The organism is Bradyrhizobium sp. 141 (assembly GCF_023074055.1).
In the GTDB taxonomy this organism is placed as follows: Bacteria; Pseudomonadota; Alphaproteobacteria; order Rhizobiales; family Xanthobacteraceae; genus Bradyrhizobium.
Genome location: NZ_JADPKR010000098.1, coordinates 1 through 12964, shown reverse-complemented (window position 1 = coordinate 12964; position 12964 = coordinate 1). Strand labels below are relative to the sequence as shown.

At 63.3% G+C, this 12964-nt stretch carries 15 protein-coding genes and 1 tRNA gene; 7 read left to right on the top strand and 9 right to left on the bottom strand.

Annotated elements, in window-relative coordinates; all coding sequences use genetic code 11:
• Positions 1-4: 4 nt before the first annotated feature.
• Entirely contained in the window at positions 5-259 is a 255-nt protein-coding gene (locus IVA81_RS30060; RefSeq protein ID WP_247324688.1) for a hypothetical protein, read from the top strand.
• A gap of 67 nt (positions 260-326) precedes the next feature.
• Here the strand turns inward: IVA81_RS30060 and IVA81_RS30055 are convergent, their stop codons facing one another.
• The 3 genes from IVA81_RS30055 to IVA81_RS30045 all read right to left on the bottom strand — a co-directional run bounded on the left by IVA81_RS30055 (position 327) and on the right by IVA81_RS30045 (position 3180).
• On the bottom strand, positions 327-1412 hold the full coding sequence (locus IVA81_RS30055) for a 3-deoxy-7-phosphoheptulonate synthase (protein WP_346659424.1): 1086 nt from the start codon (positions 1410-1412) through the stop codon (positions 327-329).
• Between the two features lie 235 nt (positions 1413-1647).
• A complete protein-coding gene (locus tag IVA81_RS30050) occupies positions 1648-2226 on the bottom strand; it encodes an HdeD family acid-resistance protein (RefSeq protein ID WP_247324686.1) in 579 nt (192 codons plus the stop codon).
• A 156-nt stretch (positions 2227-2382) separates the two neighbouring features.
• The gene (locus IVA81_RS30045; protein WP_247324684.1) at positions 2383-3180 is read right to left on the bottom strand and encodes an IclR family transcriptional regulator; all 798 of its coding nucleotides are present in this window, start codon (positions 3178-3180) and stop codon (positions 2383-2385) included.
• 179 nt (positions 3181-3359) lie between these two features.
• Between IVA81_RS30045 and IVA81_RS30040 the strand changes: the two genes are divergently transcribed.
• The 5 genes from IVA81_RS30040 to IVA81_RS30020 are packed head-to-tail and all read left to right on the top strand — an operon-like array spanning position 3360 to position 7787.
• The gene (locus IVA81_RS30040) at positions 3360-4520 is read left to right on the top strand and encodes an aminotransferase class V-fold PLP-dependent enzyme (protein ID WP_247324683.1); all 1161 of its coding nucleotides are present in this window, start codon (positions 3360-3362) and stop codon (positions 4518-4520) included.
• Between the two features lie 14 nt (positions 4521-4534).
• Positions 4535-5437 carry an amino acid ABC transporter substrate-binding protein gene (locus tag IVA81_RS30035; RefSeq protein WP_247324682.1) on the top strand — a complete coding sequence of 301 codons (903 nt, stop codon included), beginning with the start codon at positions 4535-4537 and terminating at the stop codon, positions 5435-5437.
• A gap of 58 nt (positions 5438-5495) precedes the next feature.
• Positions 5496-6287, top strand: coding sequence for an amino acid ABC transporter permease (locus IVA81_RS30030; protein WP_247324681.1), 792 nt, complete (start codon positions 5496-5498; stop codon positions 6285-6287).
• Positions 6284-6979, top strand: coding sequence for an amino acid ABC transporter permease (locus IVA81_RS30025; RefSeq protein WP_247324680.1), 696 nt, complete (start codon positions 6284-6286; stop codon positions 6977-6979). The genes IVA81_RS30030 and IVA81_RS30025 overlap by 4 nt, the downstream gene beginning before the upstream one ends.
• 37 nt (positions 6980-7016) lie before the next feature.
• On the top strand, positions 7017-7787 hold the full coding sequence (locus IVA81_RS30020) for an amino acid ABC transporter ATP-binding protein (protein ID WP_249812904.1): 771 nt from the start codon (positions 7017-7019) through the stop codon (positions 7785-7787).
• 8 nt (positions 7788-7795) lie between these two features.
• Here IVA81_RS30020 and IVA81_RS30015 read toward each other — a convergent pair whose 3' ends face one another.
• From IVA81_RS30015 to IVA81_RS29990, 6 genes are all read right to left on the bottom strand, one after another.
• Positions 7796-8836 carry a PrsW family glutamic-type intramembrane protease gene (locus tag IVA81_RS30015; RefSeq protein ID WP_247324679.1) on the bottom strand — a complete coding sequence of 347 codons (1041 nt, stop codon included), beginning with the start codon at positions 8834-8836 and terminating at the stop codon, positions 7796-7798.
• A 291-nt stretch (positions 8837-9127) separates the two neighbouring features.
• A complete protein-coding gene (locus IVA81_RS30010; protein WP_247324678.1) occupies positions 9128-9370 on the bottom strand; it encodes a hypothetical protein in 243 nt (80 codons plus the stop codon).
• 136 nt (positions 9371-9506) lie between these two features.
• A complete protein-coding gene (locus IVA81_RS30005; protein WP_247324676.1) occupies positions 9507-10514 on the bottom strand; it encodes an acyl-CoA desaturase in 1008 nt (335 codons plus the stop codon).
• 119 nt (positions 10515-10633) lie between these two features.
• Complete coding sequence (locus tag IVA81_RS30000) at positions 10634-11260, bottom strand: PilZ domain-containing protein (protein WP_247324674.1); 627 nt, start codon at positions 11258-11260, stop codon at positions 10634-10636.
• 216 nt (positions 11261-11476) lie between these two features.
• The gene (locus tag IVA81_RS29995) at positions 11477-11974 is read right to left on the bottom strand and encodes a hypothetical protein (RefSeq protein ID WP_247324673.1); all 498 of its coding nucleotides are present in this window, start codon (positions 11972-11974) and stop codon (positions 11477-11479) included.
• 293 nt (positions 11975-12267) lie between these two features.
• A tRNA-Glu gene (locus IVA81_RS29990) sits at positions 12268-12342 on the bottom strand.
• 224 nt (positions 12343-12566) lie between these two features.
• Here IVA81_RS29990 and IVA81_RS29985 point away from each other — a divergent pair.
• Positions 12567-12821, top strand: coding sequence for a PilZ domain-containing protein (locus IVA81_RS29985; protein ID WP_018323099.1), 255 nt, complete (start codon positions 12567-12569; stop codon positions 12819-12821).
• The last annotated feature ends 143 nt before the right edge of the window (positions 12822-12964 follow it).

Below are 12964 nucleotides of genomic sequence, written 5' to 3'. Positions count from 1 at the left end.
GGACATGAAGAAGATCATGGTGGCAGCATCGCTCGTGGTCTTGCTTGGCGGCGCGGCGGTAGCACAGACCGGCGGTTCCAAGGGGTCGACATCCAGCGGAGCGTCCTCTGGCTCGGTGTTGCCGGCACCGGTCGGTCACCGCCAGCCCCGCGCGGCCGACGTGCCGAGCGAGAAGAATTTGAGCAATCCGAATAGCCCCGTGAACAAGGAAGACGCGGAGCTGGATCGCAAGATCAAGAGCATTTGCCGCGGCTGCTGATCGCTCCACCTCTCCCCGCTGGGGAGAGGTGAAGCGCGCAAGCGACCGAACCTTTGCTCGCCACGCTTTAGGCGGAGCGCTCGTGCAATCCGGCGCGGCTTGTGTTGCGGCGGACCTCGACCGCATCGGCGAGCTGCTCGAGCACGGTCGCCGTGGCCGGCCAATCGATGCAGCCGTCGGTGATGCTCTGGCCGTAGGCGAGCGGCTTGCCCGGCACCACGTCCTGGCGGCCGGCAACGAGATTGCTCTCGATCATCACGCCCATGATCCGGTTTTCGCCGCCGGAGATCTGACCGGCGATGTCGGCCATTACCAGCGGCTGGTTCTCCGGCTTCTTGCTCGAATTGGCGTGGCTCGCATCCACCATCACCAGCGGCGCGACGCCGGATTTCGCCAGCTCGTTGCAGGCCGCGGCAACGCTTGCTGCGTCATAGTTCGGCTTGCTGCCGCCACGCAGGATGATGTGGCAATCCTCGTTGCCGGCAGTCGAGGCGATCGCCGAGCGGCCGAGTTTCGTCACCGCCATGAAATGATGCGGATGCGCGGCTGATTTCACCGCATCGGCGGCAATGCGGACATTGCCATCGGTGCCGTTCTTGAAGCCGACCGGACACGACAGCCCGGAAGCCAGCTCGCGGTGGATCTGGCTCTCGGTCGTGCGCGCGCCGATCGCGGCCCAGGACACGAGGTCGGCGATGTATTGCGGCGTCGTCATATCGAGGAATTCCGTGCCGGCGGGCAGGCCGAGATTGTTCACCGCCGACAGCACGTTGCGTGCCAGCCGCAGACCCTTGTTGATGTCGAAGCTGCCGTCGAGATCGGGATCGTTGATCAGGCCCTTCCAGCCGACCGTGGTGCGCGGCTTCTCGAAATAGACCCGCATCACGATCTCGAGCTGGTCGGCGAGGTCTTCGCGCAAGCTCGCGAGGCGCTCGGCATATTCGAGCGCGGCCCTGGGGTCATGCACCGAGCAGGGACCGACGACGACCAGAAGGCGGTCGTCCTGGCCGGTGAGGATGGCATGGACGGCGTTGCGCGCGGCCATCACCACACGGGTCGCGGTGAGCGTGCGCGGGACCTCCCGCATCACCTCTTCCGGAGTGCTCAGTTCTTTCAGTTCACGGATGCGAAGATCGTCGGTCGTGCTCAGCACGGCGGGCTCCTGTCGTTTTGAGAACCTGCCGGCCAATAAAAAAGCCGCCAGGTCTGGCGGCTTGTTCGGACGTTTGCTGCAATGTTTCAGATTGAGCGCGATCCTCCTGCCGCCAGCGAGCTGTCGTAGCTAAAGTACCAAAAATAGCTGGTGGCGACGGTGATCATGGCAGGCCATATAGCGCGCCATCGGCGCCTTGTCACCCCCCAATCGGCGCGGCAGGCGACGAGGGGCCTCAGGTGTTGCTGTGGCGCGCCGCCAGCGCCATGCCGATCAGGCTGGCGCCGCCGAACAGCAGGTTGATACCGACGAGAACGCCGATGGCCCATTCCGCCGAGCTCGGCAGTCCCGTGATCACCATGAACGAGATCGCGATGTCGACGAGGCCCGAGATCAGGAGCCACGACCAGCGGCCGCTCAGTTCGCGGCGGTGCTCCAGTGCGTACATGATGGTGGCGACGCCCTCGGCGAGGAAATAGGCCCCGAGGACAATGGTCAGCGTCAGCACGGCCTGCATTGGCCGCGCGAGCAGCAGCATGCCGGCGAGCACGGCGAGCGCGGCCGAGATCAGCGACCACCAGAAGCCCGGCGTGCTGCGCGCCCAATAGGTCACGATCAGTCCGCCGATGCCGCTGATCAGGAACATCCAGCCGAGAAAGATCGCGATCGCGAGGCTCGCGAGCGGCGGCAGGATCAGCGCCGCGATGCCGAGAACGACGAGCAGGATGCCTTCGAACAGGAAGGCCTTCCAGTGTGCCTTGACCGTCTGGCTCATGACGGATTGCAGCCGTGAAAAATCTTCGGGCGATGTCATCGTCTAACTCCGGAAACGGAAGGAGGGCGTTCCATCTAGGCACTGTACCCATACCCGGCGGCCTAATGTGACGCGCTACTTCTCCTATAGGGACCAAGTTGTGCGGCAGCGCAATAGGTCGCAACGGGCCAGAAACGAACGATCGCGCGAGCGAGTTTACCGGTCGTCCCCATCGTCATCAGCCTGGAGGATCGTTTCCGACAAGAGCGCTGCGGCTTTCTGTAGCGGGCCTAGGAACCCGTCCAATTCGGCGAAGCTAACCCGCGCCACGGGAACGGAGACACCCAGGCATGCGATCAGTTCACGATCCGGAGACAGGATAGGGACCGCGCAGCCAACGACCCCTCTCACATACTCCTCATTCGTCTTGGCCCAGCCCCGTTTGCGCGTCTCATCGAGGACCTTCAGCAGGCTCTCGACATCCACGATCGTTGTTTCGGTATATCGGGTTAGAGGGAGTGCCCGGCACAGCTTCTCACGCACTCGCTCCGGCACTCGGCTCATGTAAATCTTGCCGGTGGACGTGCAGTGCAGTGGCGCGGCTTCACCCGGATTGAATTCGAGCCCTTGCGGTTGCGACACGCGCACACTGTCGACGTACGCGACCGTGTTATCGCGCACCACGCCGATCTCGCACTGCTCACCGATCTCGGCGGCAACCGCGCGCAGGACGGCATGCCGGCGCGCGGTGCGGAAGGCCGCGCCGATGACTCTTGCCGACAACGTCACGAGCTGATTGCCGACTACATAGCGCTTGGTGCCGAGCGCCTTCTGAACTAGGCCGCGTTCCTCGAGGTTTCCGACCAGCCGGTGCGCGGTCGGCAGCGGCAGCGCCAGCGCACTGGCGACCTCCGCAACCGAGACGGCTTTGGTTTGCCCGGCGATATGTCCAACGATCGCAAACGCGCGGTCGAGCGGTCCGTCGCCCTTTGCCTCGGCCCTTGCTTCCGTCATGCGCGTCCTTTGGTTTCTGGCATGTCAGTAATTATCATTTTTCGGAATTAATGCTATCGGAATTTGATAATAGATCTAGATGGTCACCCCCAATGCTCATATCGTTGGCGCTGCCGGCGGATGAGTAAGATTTGTGCAACGCACATAGAGTTCGCCGGCAGGCTGAACAGGAGGGTGGATTGTCAGGTCACTACGACGTTGACGCCGTGCGGAAGGAATTCCCGGCTGCCGAGCGGATCACCTATCTCGACTCGGGCTTCCAGACGCCGCTTGCCCGCCCCGTCAAGGCGGCGATCGACCTCTTCCTTCGCGAAGGACTGGAGACGGCCGGACCGAAAAACGTGTGGCTCGATCGCGTCGAAGCAACCCGCGCGAAAGTCGCGCGGTTTCTGGGCGCGTCCCCCGTTGAGATCGCCTTCACCAAGAACACCTCGGAGAGCATGAACATCGCTGCGAATGCGCTGCCTCTGCGCGCCGGCGACAAGGTGCTGATGATTCACGGCGATCATCCAAACAACGCCTATGCGTTCCTCAATCTGCAACGGAGGGGCGTAACGGTCGAGTTCGTGCCGATGACGGACATCGCCAACGACGAGAGCATTCGCCCCTATATTGATGAGAACACGCGCGTGATCTCGATGTCGCTGGTGACGTTCCACGCCGGCCACCGCTTCGATGTCGAGAGCATCGGCGCCCTGTGCCGGGAGAAGAGTCTCTATTTCGTCGTCGACGTCATGCAGGCGATCGGTGTGGTGCCGATCGACGCCAAAGCCATGAACGCGACCTTCATCGGGTCGGGCAGCCACAAGGGATTGCTCGTGCCGCAGGGGCTCGGGCTGCTCTATTGGGACAAGTTCAGGACCGAGCTCGAGCCCGCTTACCTTGCGGCAGCGAGCCTTGCCGAGATACCGGCCGATCTCATCGCCCAATCCGACAAACTGGAACTGGCCGCGAGCGCGCGCCGCTTCGAGCTCGGCAACTTCAATCTTCCGGCCATTCAGGCGCTCGGTGCCTCCATCGACATGATTGACGCGATCGGCGTGCAGAACATTGCGAACCACTGCTTCGATCTCGGCGATCACCTGATCGCGCAGCTCGATATGCTCGACGTTCGCCTGGTCGGCCCCCGCGAGCGGCAGCACCGCTCGCCGCACATTTACGTCATTGCGCTGCCCGCCGCCGAATGGCTCGGCCATTTCGAAGAGAACGGCATCCGCATCTCGCCGGAGCGGGATGGCATTCGTGTGTCGTTCGGGATGTTCAACACGTTCGCGGACGTCGATCGCCTGATCGACGTCATCCGCCGGCGCGGCGTCAAACCGTCGCACAAGGCCGCTTAACAGAGGAGATGCACATGACGAAGCTTGCGCGTGTATTCGGTGTTCTGTCCGGCCTCGCGGCCTTCGGCGTCTCTCTCGGGCCGTCGAGCGCAGCCGACAGTTCGACGCTGGCCAAGATCAAATCGAGCGGCGCCATCACCATCGGCTACCGCGAAGCCTCCATTCCGTTCTCCTATCTCGGTCCCGATCAAAAGCCGATCGGCTTTTCGCTGGATCTTTGCGCGGCAATCGTCGAACGCATCAAGACGGAGCTGAACTTACCCAATCTCACCGTCAACTACAGCCCGGTGAACTCTTCCAACCGGATCCCCCTCATTCAAAGCGGCACCGTCGATATCGAATGCGGCGGCACGGCAAACGACAAGAAGCGGCAGGAACAGGTTTCGTTTTCGGTCACGACCTTCGTCAGCCAGCCACGCTGGCTGGTCAAGGCCGACAGCGGCGTGAAAACCGCCGGCGGCTTGAAGGGCAAGACCATCGTCGTCACCCAAGGCTCCAACGCCATCGGATTCGCGCAAGCGGCAAATGCGAAGGAACAGCTCGGCCTCAACATCGTCCAAGCCAAGGACCATGCGGAATCCTTCCTAATGCTGAACACCGGCCGCGCAGCCGCCTTCATGGAAGACGACATTCTCCTCGCAGGCCTGAAGGCCGCAGCGCCAAATCCGGACGCGCTGATCTTCCTTCCGGGAGGCTATGCCAAGGTCTACTATGGCCTGATGTTCACGAAGGGCGATGCGCCCTTCAAGGCGCTCGTCGACGACGTTCTCTCCAAGCAGATGGCGTCCCGCCAGTTCGAGAAGACCTACACGAAATGGTTCACGAGGCCCATTCCGTCCAAGGGTGAGAATCTTGCCTTCCCGCTCACCGACGAGCTGATGGAGCGGATCGCCCATCCCAGCGATGCGGTCGATTGATGGGCCGATCGCGGAGAAGTTCTCGCACATTGATCCTCCCTCGAACCCGAGGTTCGCGATGTTCGGAGTGCTTTTTGAACAGGCGGCGGATGGCCAGCGCTATATCGAGTGGCTTCTGTCGGGCCTCGGTTGGACGCTCGCGCTGGCGTTCTTAGGCTGGTGGATCGCCTTCGCGGTCGGCCTCGTGGTAGGGATCGGCCGGACCGTCCAGAACCGGATCATCGCGGCGCTGGCGCGGCTCTATGTCGAGATCTTCCGCAACATCCCTGTGCTGGTGCAGATGTTTCTCTGGTACTTCGTGTTGCCGGACATCCTGCCCACCGCGCTCGGCAACGCCATCAAGCAGATCCCGCCGCCCTGGGGCTCATTCTTTCCCGCGCTCGTGTGTTTGGGTCTCTATACCGCCGCGCGCATTGCCGAGCAGGTTCGTGCCGGGATCGAGGCCCTGCCGAAAGGACAAACCGAGGCTGCCCAGGCGCTCGGGCTCACGGGATATCAGACCTATCGCTTCATCATCGTGCCGCAGGCGTTGCGCCTGATCGTGCCCAGCCTGACCAGCGAGGTCATGGGCATCTACAAGAACACGTCGGTCGCCCTGACGATCGGCCTCATGGAGCTGACCGCGCAGGCGCGGCAGATCAGCGAAGCGACATTCCAGACATTTACTGCCTTCGGCGCTGCGACGCTGATCTATCTCGCACTCGCCTTGCTCGCCTACCAAATGATGGTCGCGATCGACAAGGCGGTGCGTATCCCGGGCACCACCCCTGCAAAAGATGCGATCGAACCCGGTCCGGAGGACGTCCAGCCGGTTGATTCATTGCCCGAGGGGATGGAGGTCGCAAAATGAACAGCCTCGATTTCTCGATCGTCTTCCAGTCGTGGCCCTATCTCTGGTCGGGACTGCTGTTCTCACTCGCGCTGACCGCCGCGGCTAGCGTCATCGGGATGATCCTCGGCACTTGCTTTGCGCTCACTCAGCACTTCGAGGTGCCTGTGATCGGCAGGATCGTGCGCGCCTACATCGCGCTGATCCGCTCGATCCCGCTGATCCTCGTGCTGTTCTGGTTCTTTTTCCTGGTGCCGATCGTGCTTGGTCATCTCAGCGGCAACGGCCGTCCGATTCCGATTGGCGCCACCTGGACGGCCTTTATCACCTTCGGCCTATTCGAGGCGGCCTACTATTCGGAGATCATCCGGGTCGGATTGCGCGCCGTGAATCGGGGACAGTTCGAGGCGTGCCAGGCCCTCGCGCTATCCACCTTCGACACCTATCGGTGCGTGATCCTGCCCCAGGTGCTCCGCGTGGCGAGCCCGATCATCCTGAGCCAGACTATCATCCTCTTCCAGGATACGTCGCTGGTCTATGTGCTTTCGCTCACGGACCTGCTCGGCGCGGCCTCGAAGCTTGCGCAGCTCAACAGCCGTCTGGTCGAGATGTACCTCGTGGTTGCGCTGGTCTATCTCGCCATCAGCTCGGCTGCATCCCAATGCGTCGCATCCCTGCGCAAGCGCTACGCGATCGCTGGATCCCGCCGGTGACGAATTCAGTCTGACCACGCCAACCTAGGAGGCGACGATGCTTCAGGACAATACTGCGCGCGGGGCCAATCTGCCATCGGCCATCGTAGCCGTTGAGCACGTGGTGAAGCGCTTCGGTCATTTCACCGCGCTGAGCGACATCAATCTCAGCGTCACGGCCGGCGAGAAGATTGTCCTTTGTGGTCCATCGGGATCGGGCAAATCGACGCTGATCCGTTGCATCAACCACATCGAAAAGCACGATGGCGGCCGGATCGTCGTCGCCGGCGTCGATCTGACGGACCGGGTGACCGACATCAACAGCGTCCGCCGGGAAGTCGGGATGGTATTCCAGAGTTTCAATCTGTTCCCGCATCTCTCAATCGTCGAGAACTGCATGCTTGCACCGATGAAGGTGCGCGGCTTGTCCAGCGAGGAGGCGCGTGAGCGCGCGATGGGCGTTCTTCGCCAGGTGCGCATCCACGATCAGGCCAGCAAGTATCCCGGACAGCTCTCCGGTGGTCAGCAGCAGCGCGTTGCCATCGCGCGCGCCCTGTGCATGCAGCCCAAGATCATGCTGTTCGATGAGCCGACCTCCGCGCTCGACCCGGAGATGGTCAAGGAGGTGCTCGACACCATCATCGGTCTCGCGCGAGACGGCATGACGATGATCTGCGTCACCCACGAAATGGGCTTTGCGCGCGAAGTCGCCGACCGCGTGGTCTTCATGGATCGCGGGACAATCGTCGAGGAAGCCGATCCCGAAACCTTTTTTCGCGCCCCCCGCACCGAGCGAGCAAAGGGCTTTCTCCAGCAGATCATTCACTAGGAGGTGGATCAACCGCCGCCGGGCGCCGAGGAAAAACCTTCCGCGCTGGTGCGGATGCGGTTGCGGCTGAGAATGTAGATCGCCGTTGTGACAATCAGAAGCGCAAGGCCGAGCAGGATCGAGACGAAGCCGATCGGAATCAGGGCCAGCGTCAGATTGCGTTCGGGGTTGATGAGCCAGTGATGGATCGAGGTCAGCACGAAGGCGAGCCCGAGAAAGCCGACGCCGCCGCCGGCAAGCAGCAGCGCCCACATCCGGCGAAGCTGGCTGAGCCGCTCCCGCGCAACATCGGTCCGGGGTGCGTGGTGGCGGGCGACGCGCCGGACCAGGCGGATGGCGAAGGCGATCGAGCTGAAGCCGATCAAGAGGCTCGCAGCCCCCAGCCACATCCGCAAGCTCGGGTCGAGGTCCGGCATGCGCTGGAGGGTGAGCAGGGGGAAATCGAAGGCCGAATGCAGCGCGAGGGGCCCCGCGAAGATCAAAAGGCGGCTGGAGAGGCGAGCCCAGTCGCGATGGTGGCGGTTGGCGCCCAGCGCCGTGCCGGCGCGCGCGATCGTCAGGTAAGCGCCCGCGATGATACCAAGCGCGCCGTGGAATGGCACCGTCAGCACGCTGCGCAACGCGGCCAGCGAGCGCCACATCTCGGCGTGCTGAACCAGATAGGCCAGGTTCTCGTAAGCGGCGAAGCCGAGGCCGACCGCGGCGCCATAGACCACGGTGTCCATCGGGTTGGCAAAAGTCCGCCGCTTGGTCGAGGAGACCACCACGATGGCGATCACCTTGACGGCTTCCTCAGGCAACGCGACGCCGAAAACCGAATGCATGGCGAGCGCCGCCCAGGGGTCGTCGGGGGCTGCGACCATCTTGGCGAAGGGGGCACGGGCAAGGCCCAGCAGCGAGATGCTGGCGGCACCGAGCAGGAACGCGGTCCAGACCTGAGCGGGTGGGCCAGGGCGCTCTTCAGCGGCGATGACAAGCCACAGCATCAACAGCGCCGGGGCGATGGCTGCAGTTCCGATGACGGTGGGCAACGCTTCAATCAGATACATCGGCGCCGAAAATAGGTTCCCTTGGTCCGCTAATCTACAATTGCCGATGCGACCATGTGTCATGCGCTCGCTGTCGGCTCGCTTAACGAGCGCGACAGCTTTCGTTCATCTGCCGTCGCCCGTGGAGATGTAGAATGCAAGCGCAATCAATTGCATGACAGAACCTGTTCGTCATCCATGGCAACGACGGCGTGATTGTGCCGGGCGCAATTGGCATGTCAGATCAAGGAAATGCGCAGGTTTCTTCGATGCGCTGCGCACGTATTCCGGCGGCGCGTTCGGAGCCGGGACTCAGTGGGTGGTGAACGGCGGCGGCGCGCCGGGGGCGATGTCGAAGGTGCCGAGATGGAATTCTTCGCCAGGAGACGCGTCCGGCCCACCTGGTTGCGCCAGCAGCGTGAACGCGGCCTGGGGGTAGAGCTTCCAGATCTCCAGGTCGCCGGCGGTGATAGTGAGCCAGCCGAACCTGTACATGTAGCGTCCGGGCTCGCTGACCCGGCCGACCCTGTCCCAGGTGATCTTGTTGACTGCCATCCGGTCCCCCGATCGCAAGTCCGCAAATGACGTCCGGCGTGAGGCTCGGACCGACAAAAGCTGATCCCGCAATGGGGCCGCGATAGGGCGGCGATGCGGAGGCGGGACGGCCGGAGGAGGGCCGCCGCCTGCCGGTTCAGCGCGCCGTCGAGGCTGCCTCTGCTTCGGCTGCCCGCTCCAGCTGACGGTGCGAGGCGTGGAAGACGTCGTGGACGAGGCCGATCTTTTCCAGGCCCAGGATGATCAGGCCGTTGAGATCGATCTCCCACCAGGCGTGCGAGATGTAGGCGTCCCGCGGGAAGCGGTGATGGTTGTTGTGCAGGCCCTCGCCGAAGGTGAGGATCGTGGTCACGAACTCGTTGGTCGAGGCATCGTCGACCTCGAAGCGGCGATAGCCATAGGCGTGGCAGACCGAGCCGGTGAGCTGGCTGGTGAGGATCAGCAGATAAGCGCGGAGCAGGCCGGAGAACAGCACGCAGCCGATCATGGCGTGCACGCCGCCGAAGGTGTAGCCGATCACGCCCGGGATGAAGACCGCCGACATCCCGTACCAAACCCAGCGCGTGCGCACGAAGAACATCGCAATGGGATCGGCGAGGATGTCCTTGGCGTAGTATTCGTTGTCGGTGGTCGCCTGGTCGAACACCCAGCTGCCCTGCGCGTGCAAGAAGCCCTTGAGCGCGCTGACATAGCGATTGCCGAAGCCGTCGAATTGCGGGCTGTGGGGATCGCCGATGTCATCGGCGTAGAGATGGTGGCGGCGGTGGTTGGCGACCCATTTGGCGATCGAGCCCTGGATCGCCATCTGGGCGATGGCGCAGAAGAAGACCCGCATGATCGGGCCGGTGCGGAAGCTGCGATGGACGAACAGGCGGTGCATGCCGGCGCCGATACCGAACGTCGTCAGTGCGAACATCCAGACGAACGTGAACAGCTCGACCTTGCCGAGACCTTGCGTGACAGCCCAGATGATGCCGGCGACAGCGCCGACATAGAGGATGCCGAGCAGGAGATAGCTCTCGCGCAGCTTGGCTTGCACGAGCGGTCCCTCGGTGACGACGCCGGGTGGAAGCTGCGGCTTGGGCGCGATGGACGCATTCTGCGGGGTCTCAGCCGGGACGAACTCGGCGTCAGCGATGGACATTCCAGGACTTCCAATATGGGGCCCGCAATGATTGCGGACGTGCTGGATCACACCCTATCGCGCGAGGGACTCCATCTCCAGTATTTAGTTAAAGAAGAGTTAAAATTGGCCGGTCCGGTTCAGGCCGACTGCTGCAGGGGCGAGCGCACGACGAGGCGGACCAGGTCATCCCGCGACTGCTTTTCGGCGAATTTGACCGCGAAGCCGCTGTCGAATTTGCGGATGACCCGCCCCACACAGGCGCCGACGGCAAGCGCGGTTCCCACCGGCGGGTCGTACTCGCAGGATATCGCGACGCCGGCCGTGGAGACGTCGATGATGAAGCAGGGATGGATGCTGCCGTCGGCGAGGGTCAGGAGGGTGTGCGCGACCTGGGGAACGAAACGAGCGTCACGCCGCAGCTCCTGGACGCTGTCGTCCCTCTGCTTCTTCTCCAGCCAGGTCAGCTTTTCCGACATCCAGGCGCGCCGCGCCCGCGTCATGTCGAGCTCCATCAGAAAGCCCGCCTTCAGCGTCGCGCTGATGGTGCACTGGAATTCGCCGAAATCCTGGAAATAGGAGGTCACACGCTCGCCGACCTTGCCGACGACAGGCACGTCCACGATCATGCGAAAGGGCGAGACGCGCTTGGTCCGGCAGGCGAAGGTGCGCAGCTTGCCCTCGCAATCGTACCAACGCGGCAGCGAGTAGCTGCCGGCCACGGTGACTTCCACTGCTCGTTGCCGGAGGAACTCTGTGACGGACATGCGCGCCAATCGTGGTTTGGGATCGTTTCCGTAATTCCACGGTAGCGCTCAAATTCTAAGTAACTGATACCGCCGCTCGCGAGCGGGGGTAAATTTCCGGTAAATACGCTCCTCGGTGCCCCTGCCAAAAGCGCGGCATAAGGACCCGATATGCTGCAGGCAATCTCACAACATCGTCATTGATGGCGCAGTGAAGCAAACGGCGTGACGCCGCGCCTAAGGAGATCCGAACAGCACCAGCAAGGCCAGCGCGGCAACGGCCGTGACGAACTGGATCGTCGTCCACGCCAGGCCGCTCGGACTGATCTGCAATCCCAACGGCGGTAATGCGCGCCGCATCGCGAGCGCCGTGAATGCTTCGACGATGGCGAGCAGAAGGGCGACGCCGGCGAGGAAGGACCATGCCTCCGCCGGCGGCATCCACGGTGCGAGCCAGTCGGGAACGGAGCCTTTCAAGGCGGCGAGCAAGGCGAACCATCCGAACCAGAATGCGGAGCGCTTGATGATGTCTGGGCCGATCGTTTCGGGCTCAAGGCGGATGCCGATCCTTGCCAGCGCGCTTTCAATGCGCTCGCCGTCGGTCAGGACGACGAACGCGCCGAGATAGAGTGGAATGCGCGACTGGAAGAGCAGGGCGAGGATACCGAACAGGACGGCGTAGCCGATGACATCGCCGAGAATGTCTTGGGTGCTTCTGCCCGGCAGCGCAGACACGGCCGGCTCAGAATCTGCCTGCCGTTGCGGAAGCGATCTGGCGCGCGCCATGTGCTCCAGCATTTTGGCGCGCCGGTCCGATGGGTGCTGAGGGGAATGGCCCAGCCAAGTCGGAACGCCCGGCGTCATTGCGACCGCGCTGGACGAAGCTTCAATCTCGGGGTGACGCTGTGCCATGGGTCTCGACCGGTTCCAATTGGCATTGGTCGGTGGCGAGAGGCGGGAAGGTTCATGCCGCCGCGGCGGAAATCGTGGCAATTAGGGAGGGAGGGCGACAGGCGTCGCGTGCGCACTGGCGCTCCCTAGCGGAATCGAACCGCTCTCTCCACCGTGAAAGGGTGGCGTCCTAACCGATAGACGAAGGGAGCAAACACAGGGCCCGGCCGTTTCCCGGCATGACCGCTGGCCGGCCGAACAGGGCCCGGCGGCTTGCAGCGGGCGAACGTATAGTGGCCTTTCTGGCTTCGGGCAAGCCGTTCGGACCGGTCTTTTGGCGCCGGTGGACAGCGCTGGCCCCGAGGCCATTCGGAGGGCGATTTCAACGGTTTCTTAGGGTTCCCGGATTAGCGCTGGAGCGGGAGATCTTTCACCAATGCCACCGCCGAAAAAGCGCGCAGCCCGCAAGCTGCTGTCGCAGCACGCCTGGATCACGCTCGACGGCGGCTTCGCCGCGCGGCACTGCCTGGTCCAGGACATCTCGGATTCGGGTGCCAAGATCACGCTGGACGAGGACGCCAGCCAGCTCCCGGGTGTGATCCGGCTCGCCTTCGCACGCGATGCGCGCACCGGGCGGAGCTGCCAGGTGGTCTGGCGCCGCGGCAAATCGGCCGGCATCAAGTTCATCTGATCGCGGCCCTCGGCCGCCCCGATGGCGCGCAGCGCCGGTCCGGGCTAGGAGCCTGTCCAAGTAGTCGCTGGTCAAGCTGGGGCGAGTCTGATTCTTTGCGGGGCTATGAGCAAGGATTTTCGACTCTGGAAGATTGACGAGGC

Coding starts and splice junctions, on each gene's coding strand:
- IVA81_RS30060 (WP_247324688.1), top strand. CDS start 5: ATGAAGAAGATCATGGTGGCAGCATCGCTCGTGGTCTTGCTTGGCGGC.
- IVA81_RS30050 (WP_247324686.1), bottom strand. CDS start 2,226: ATGACATCGCCCGAAGATTTTTCACGGCTGCAATCCGTCATGAGCCAG.
- IVA81_RS30045 (WP_247324684.1), bottom strand. CDS start 3,180: ATGACGGAAGCAAGGGCCGAGGCAAAGGGCGACGGACCGCTCGACCGC.
- IVA81_RS30035 (WP_247324682.1), top strand. CDS start 4,535: ATGACGAAGCTTGCGCGTGTATTCGGTGTTCTGTCCGGCCTCGCGGCC.
- IVA81_RS30030 (WP_247324681.1), top strand. CDS start 5,496: ATGTTCGGAGTGCTTTTTGAACAGGCGGCGGATGGCCAGCGCTATATC.
- IVA81_RS30025 (WP_247324680.1), top strand. CDS start 6,284: ATGAACAGCCTCGATTTCTCGATCGTCTTCCAGTCGTGGCCCTATCTC.
- IVA81_RS30020 (WP_249812904.1), top strand. CDS start 7,017: ATGCTTCAGGACAATACTGCGCGCGGGGCCAATCTGCCATCGGCCATC.
- IVA81_RS30015 (WP_247324679.1), bottom strand. CDS start 8,836: ATGTATCTGATTGAAGCGTTGCCCACCGTCATCGGAACTGCAGCCATC.
- IVA81_RS30010 (WP_247324678.1), bottom strand. CDS start 9,370: ATGGCAGTCAACAAGATCACCTGGGACAGGGTCGGCCGGGTCAGCGAG.
- IVA81_RS30005 (WP_247324676.1), bottom strand. CDS start 10,514: ATGTCCATCGCTGACGCCGAGTTCGTCCCGGCTGAGACCCCGCAGAAT.
- IVA81_RS30000 (WP_247324674.1), bottom strand. CDS start 11,260: ATGTCCGTCACAGAGTTCCTCCGGCAACGAGCAGTGGAAGTCACCGTG.
- IVA81_RS29985 (WP_018323099.1), top strand. CDS start 12,567: ATGCCACCGCCGAAAAAGCGCGCAGCCCGCAAGCTGCTGTCGCAGCAC.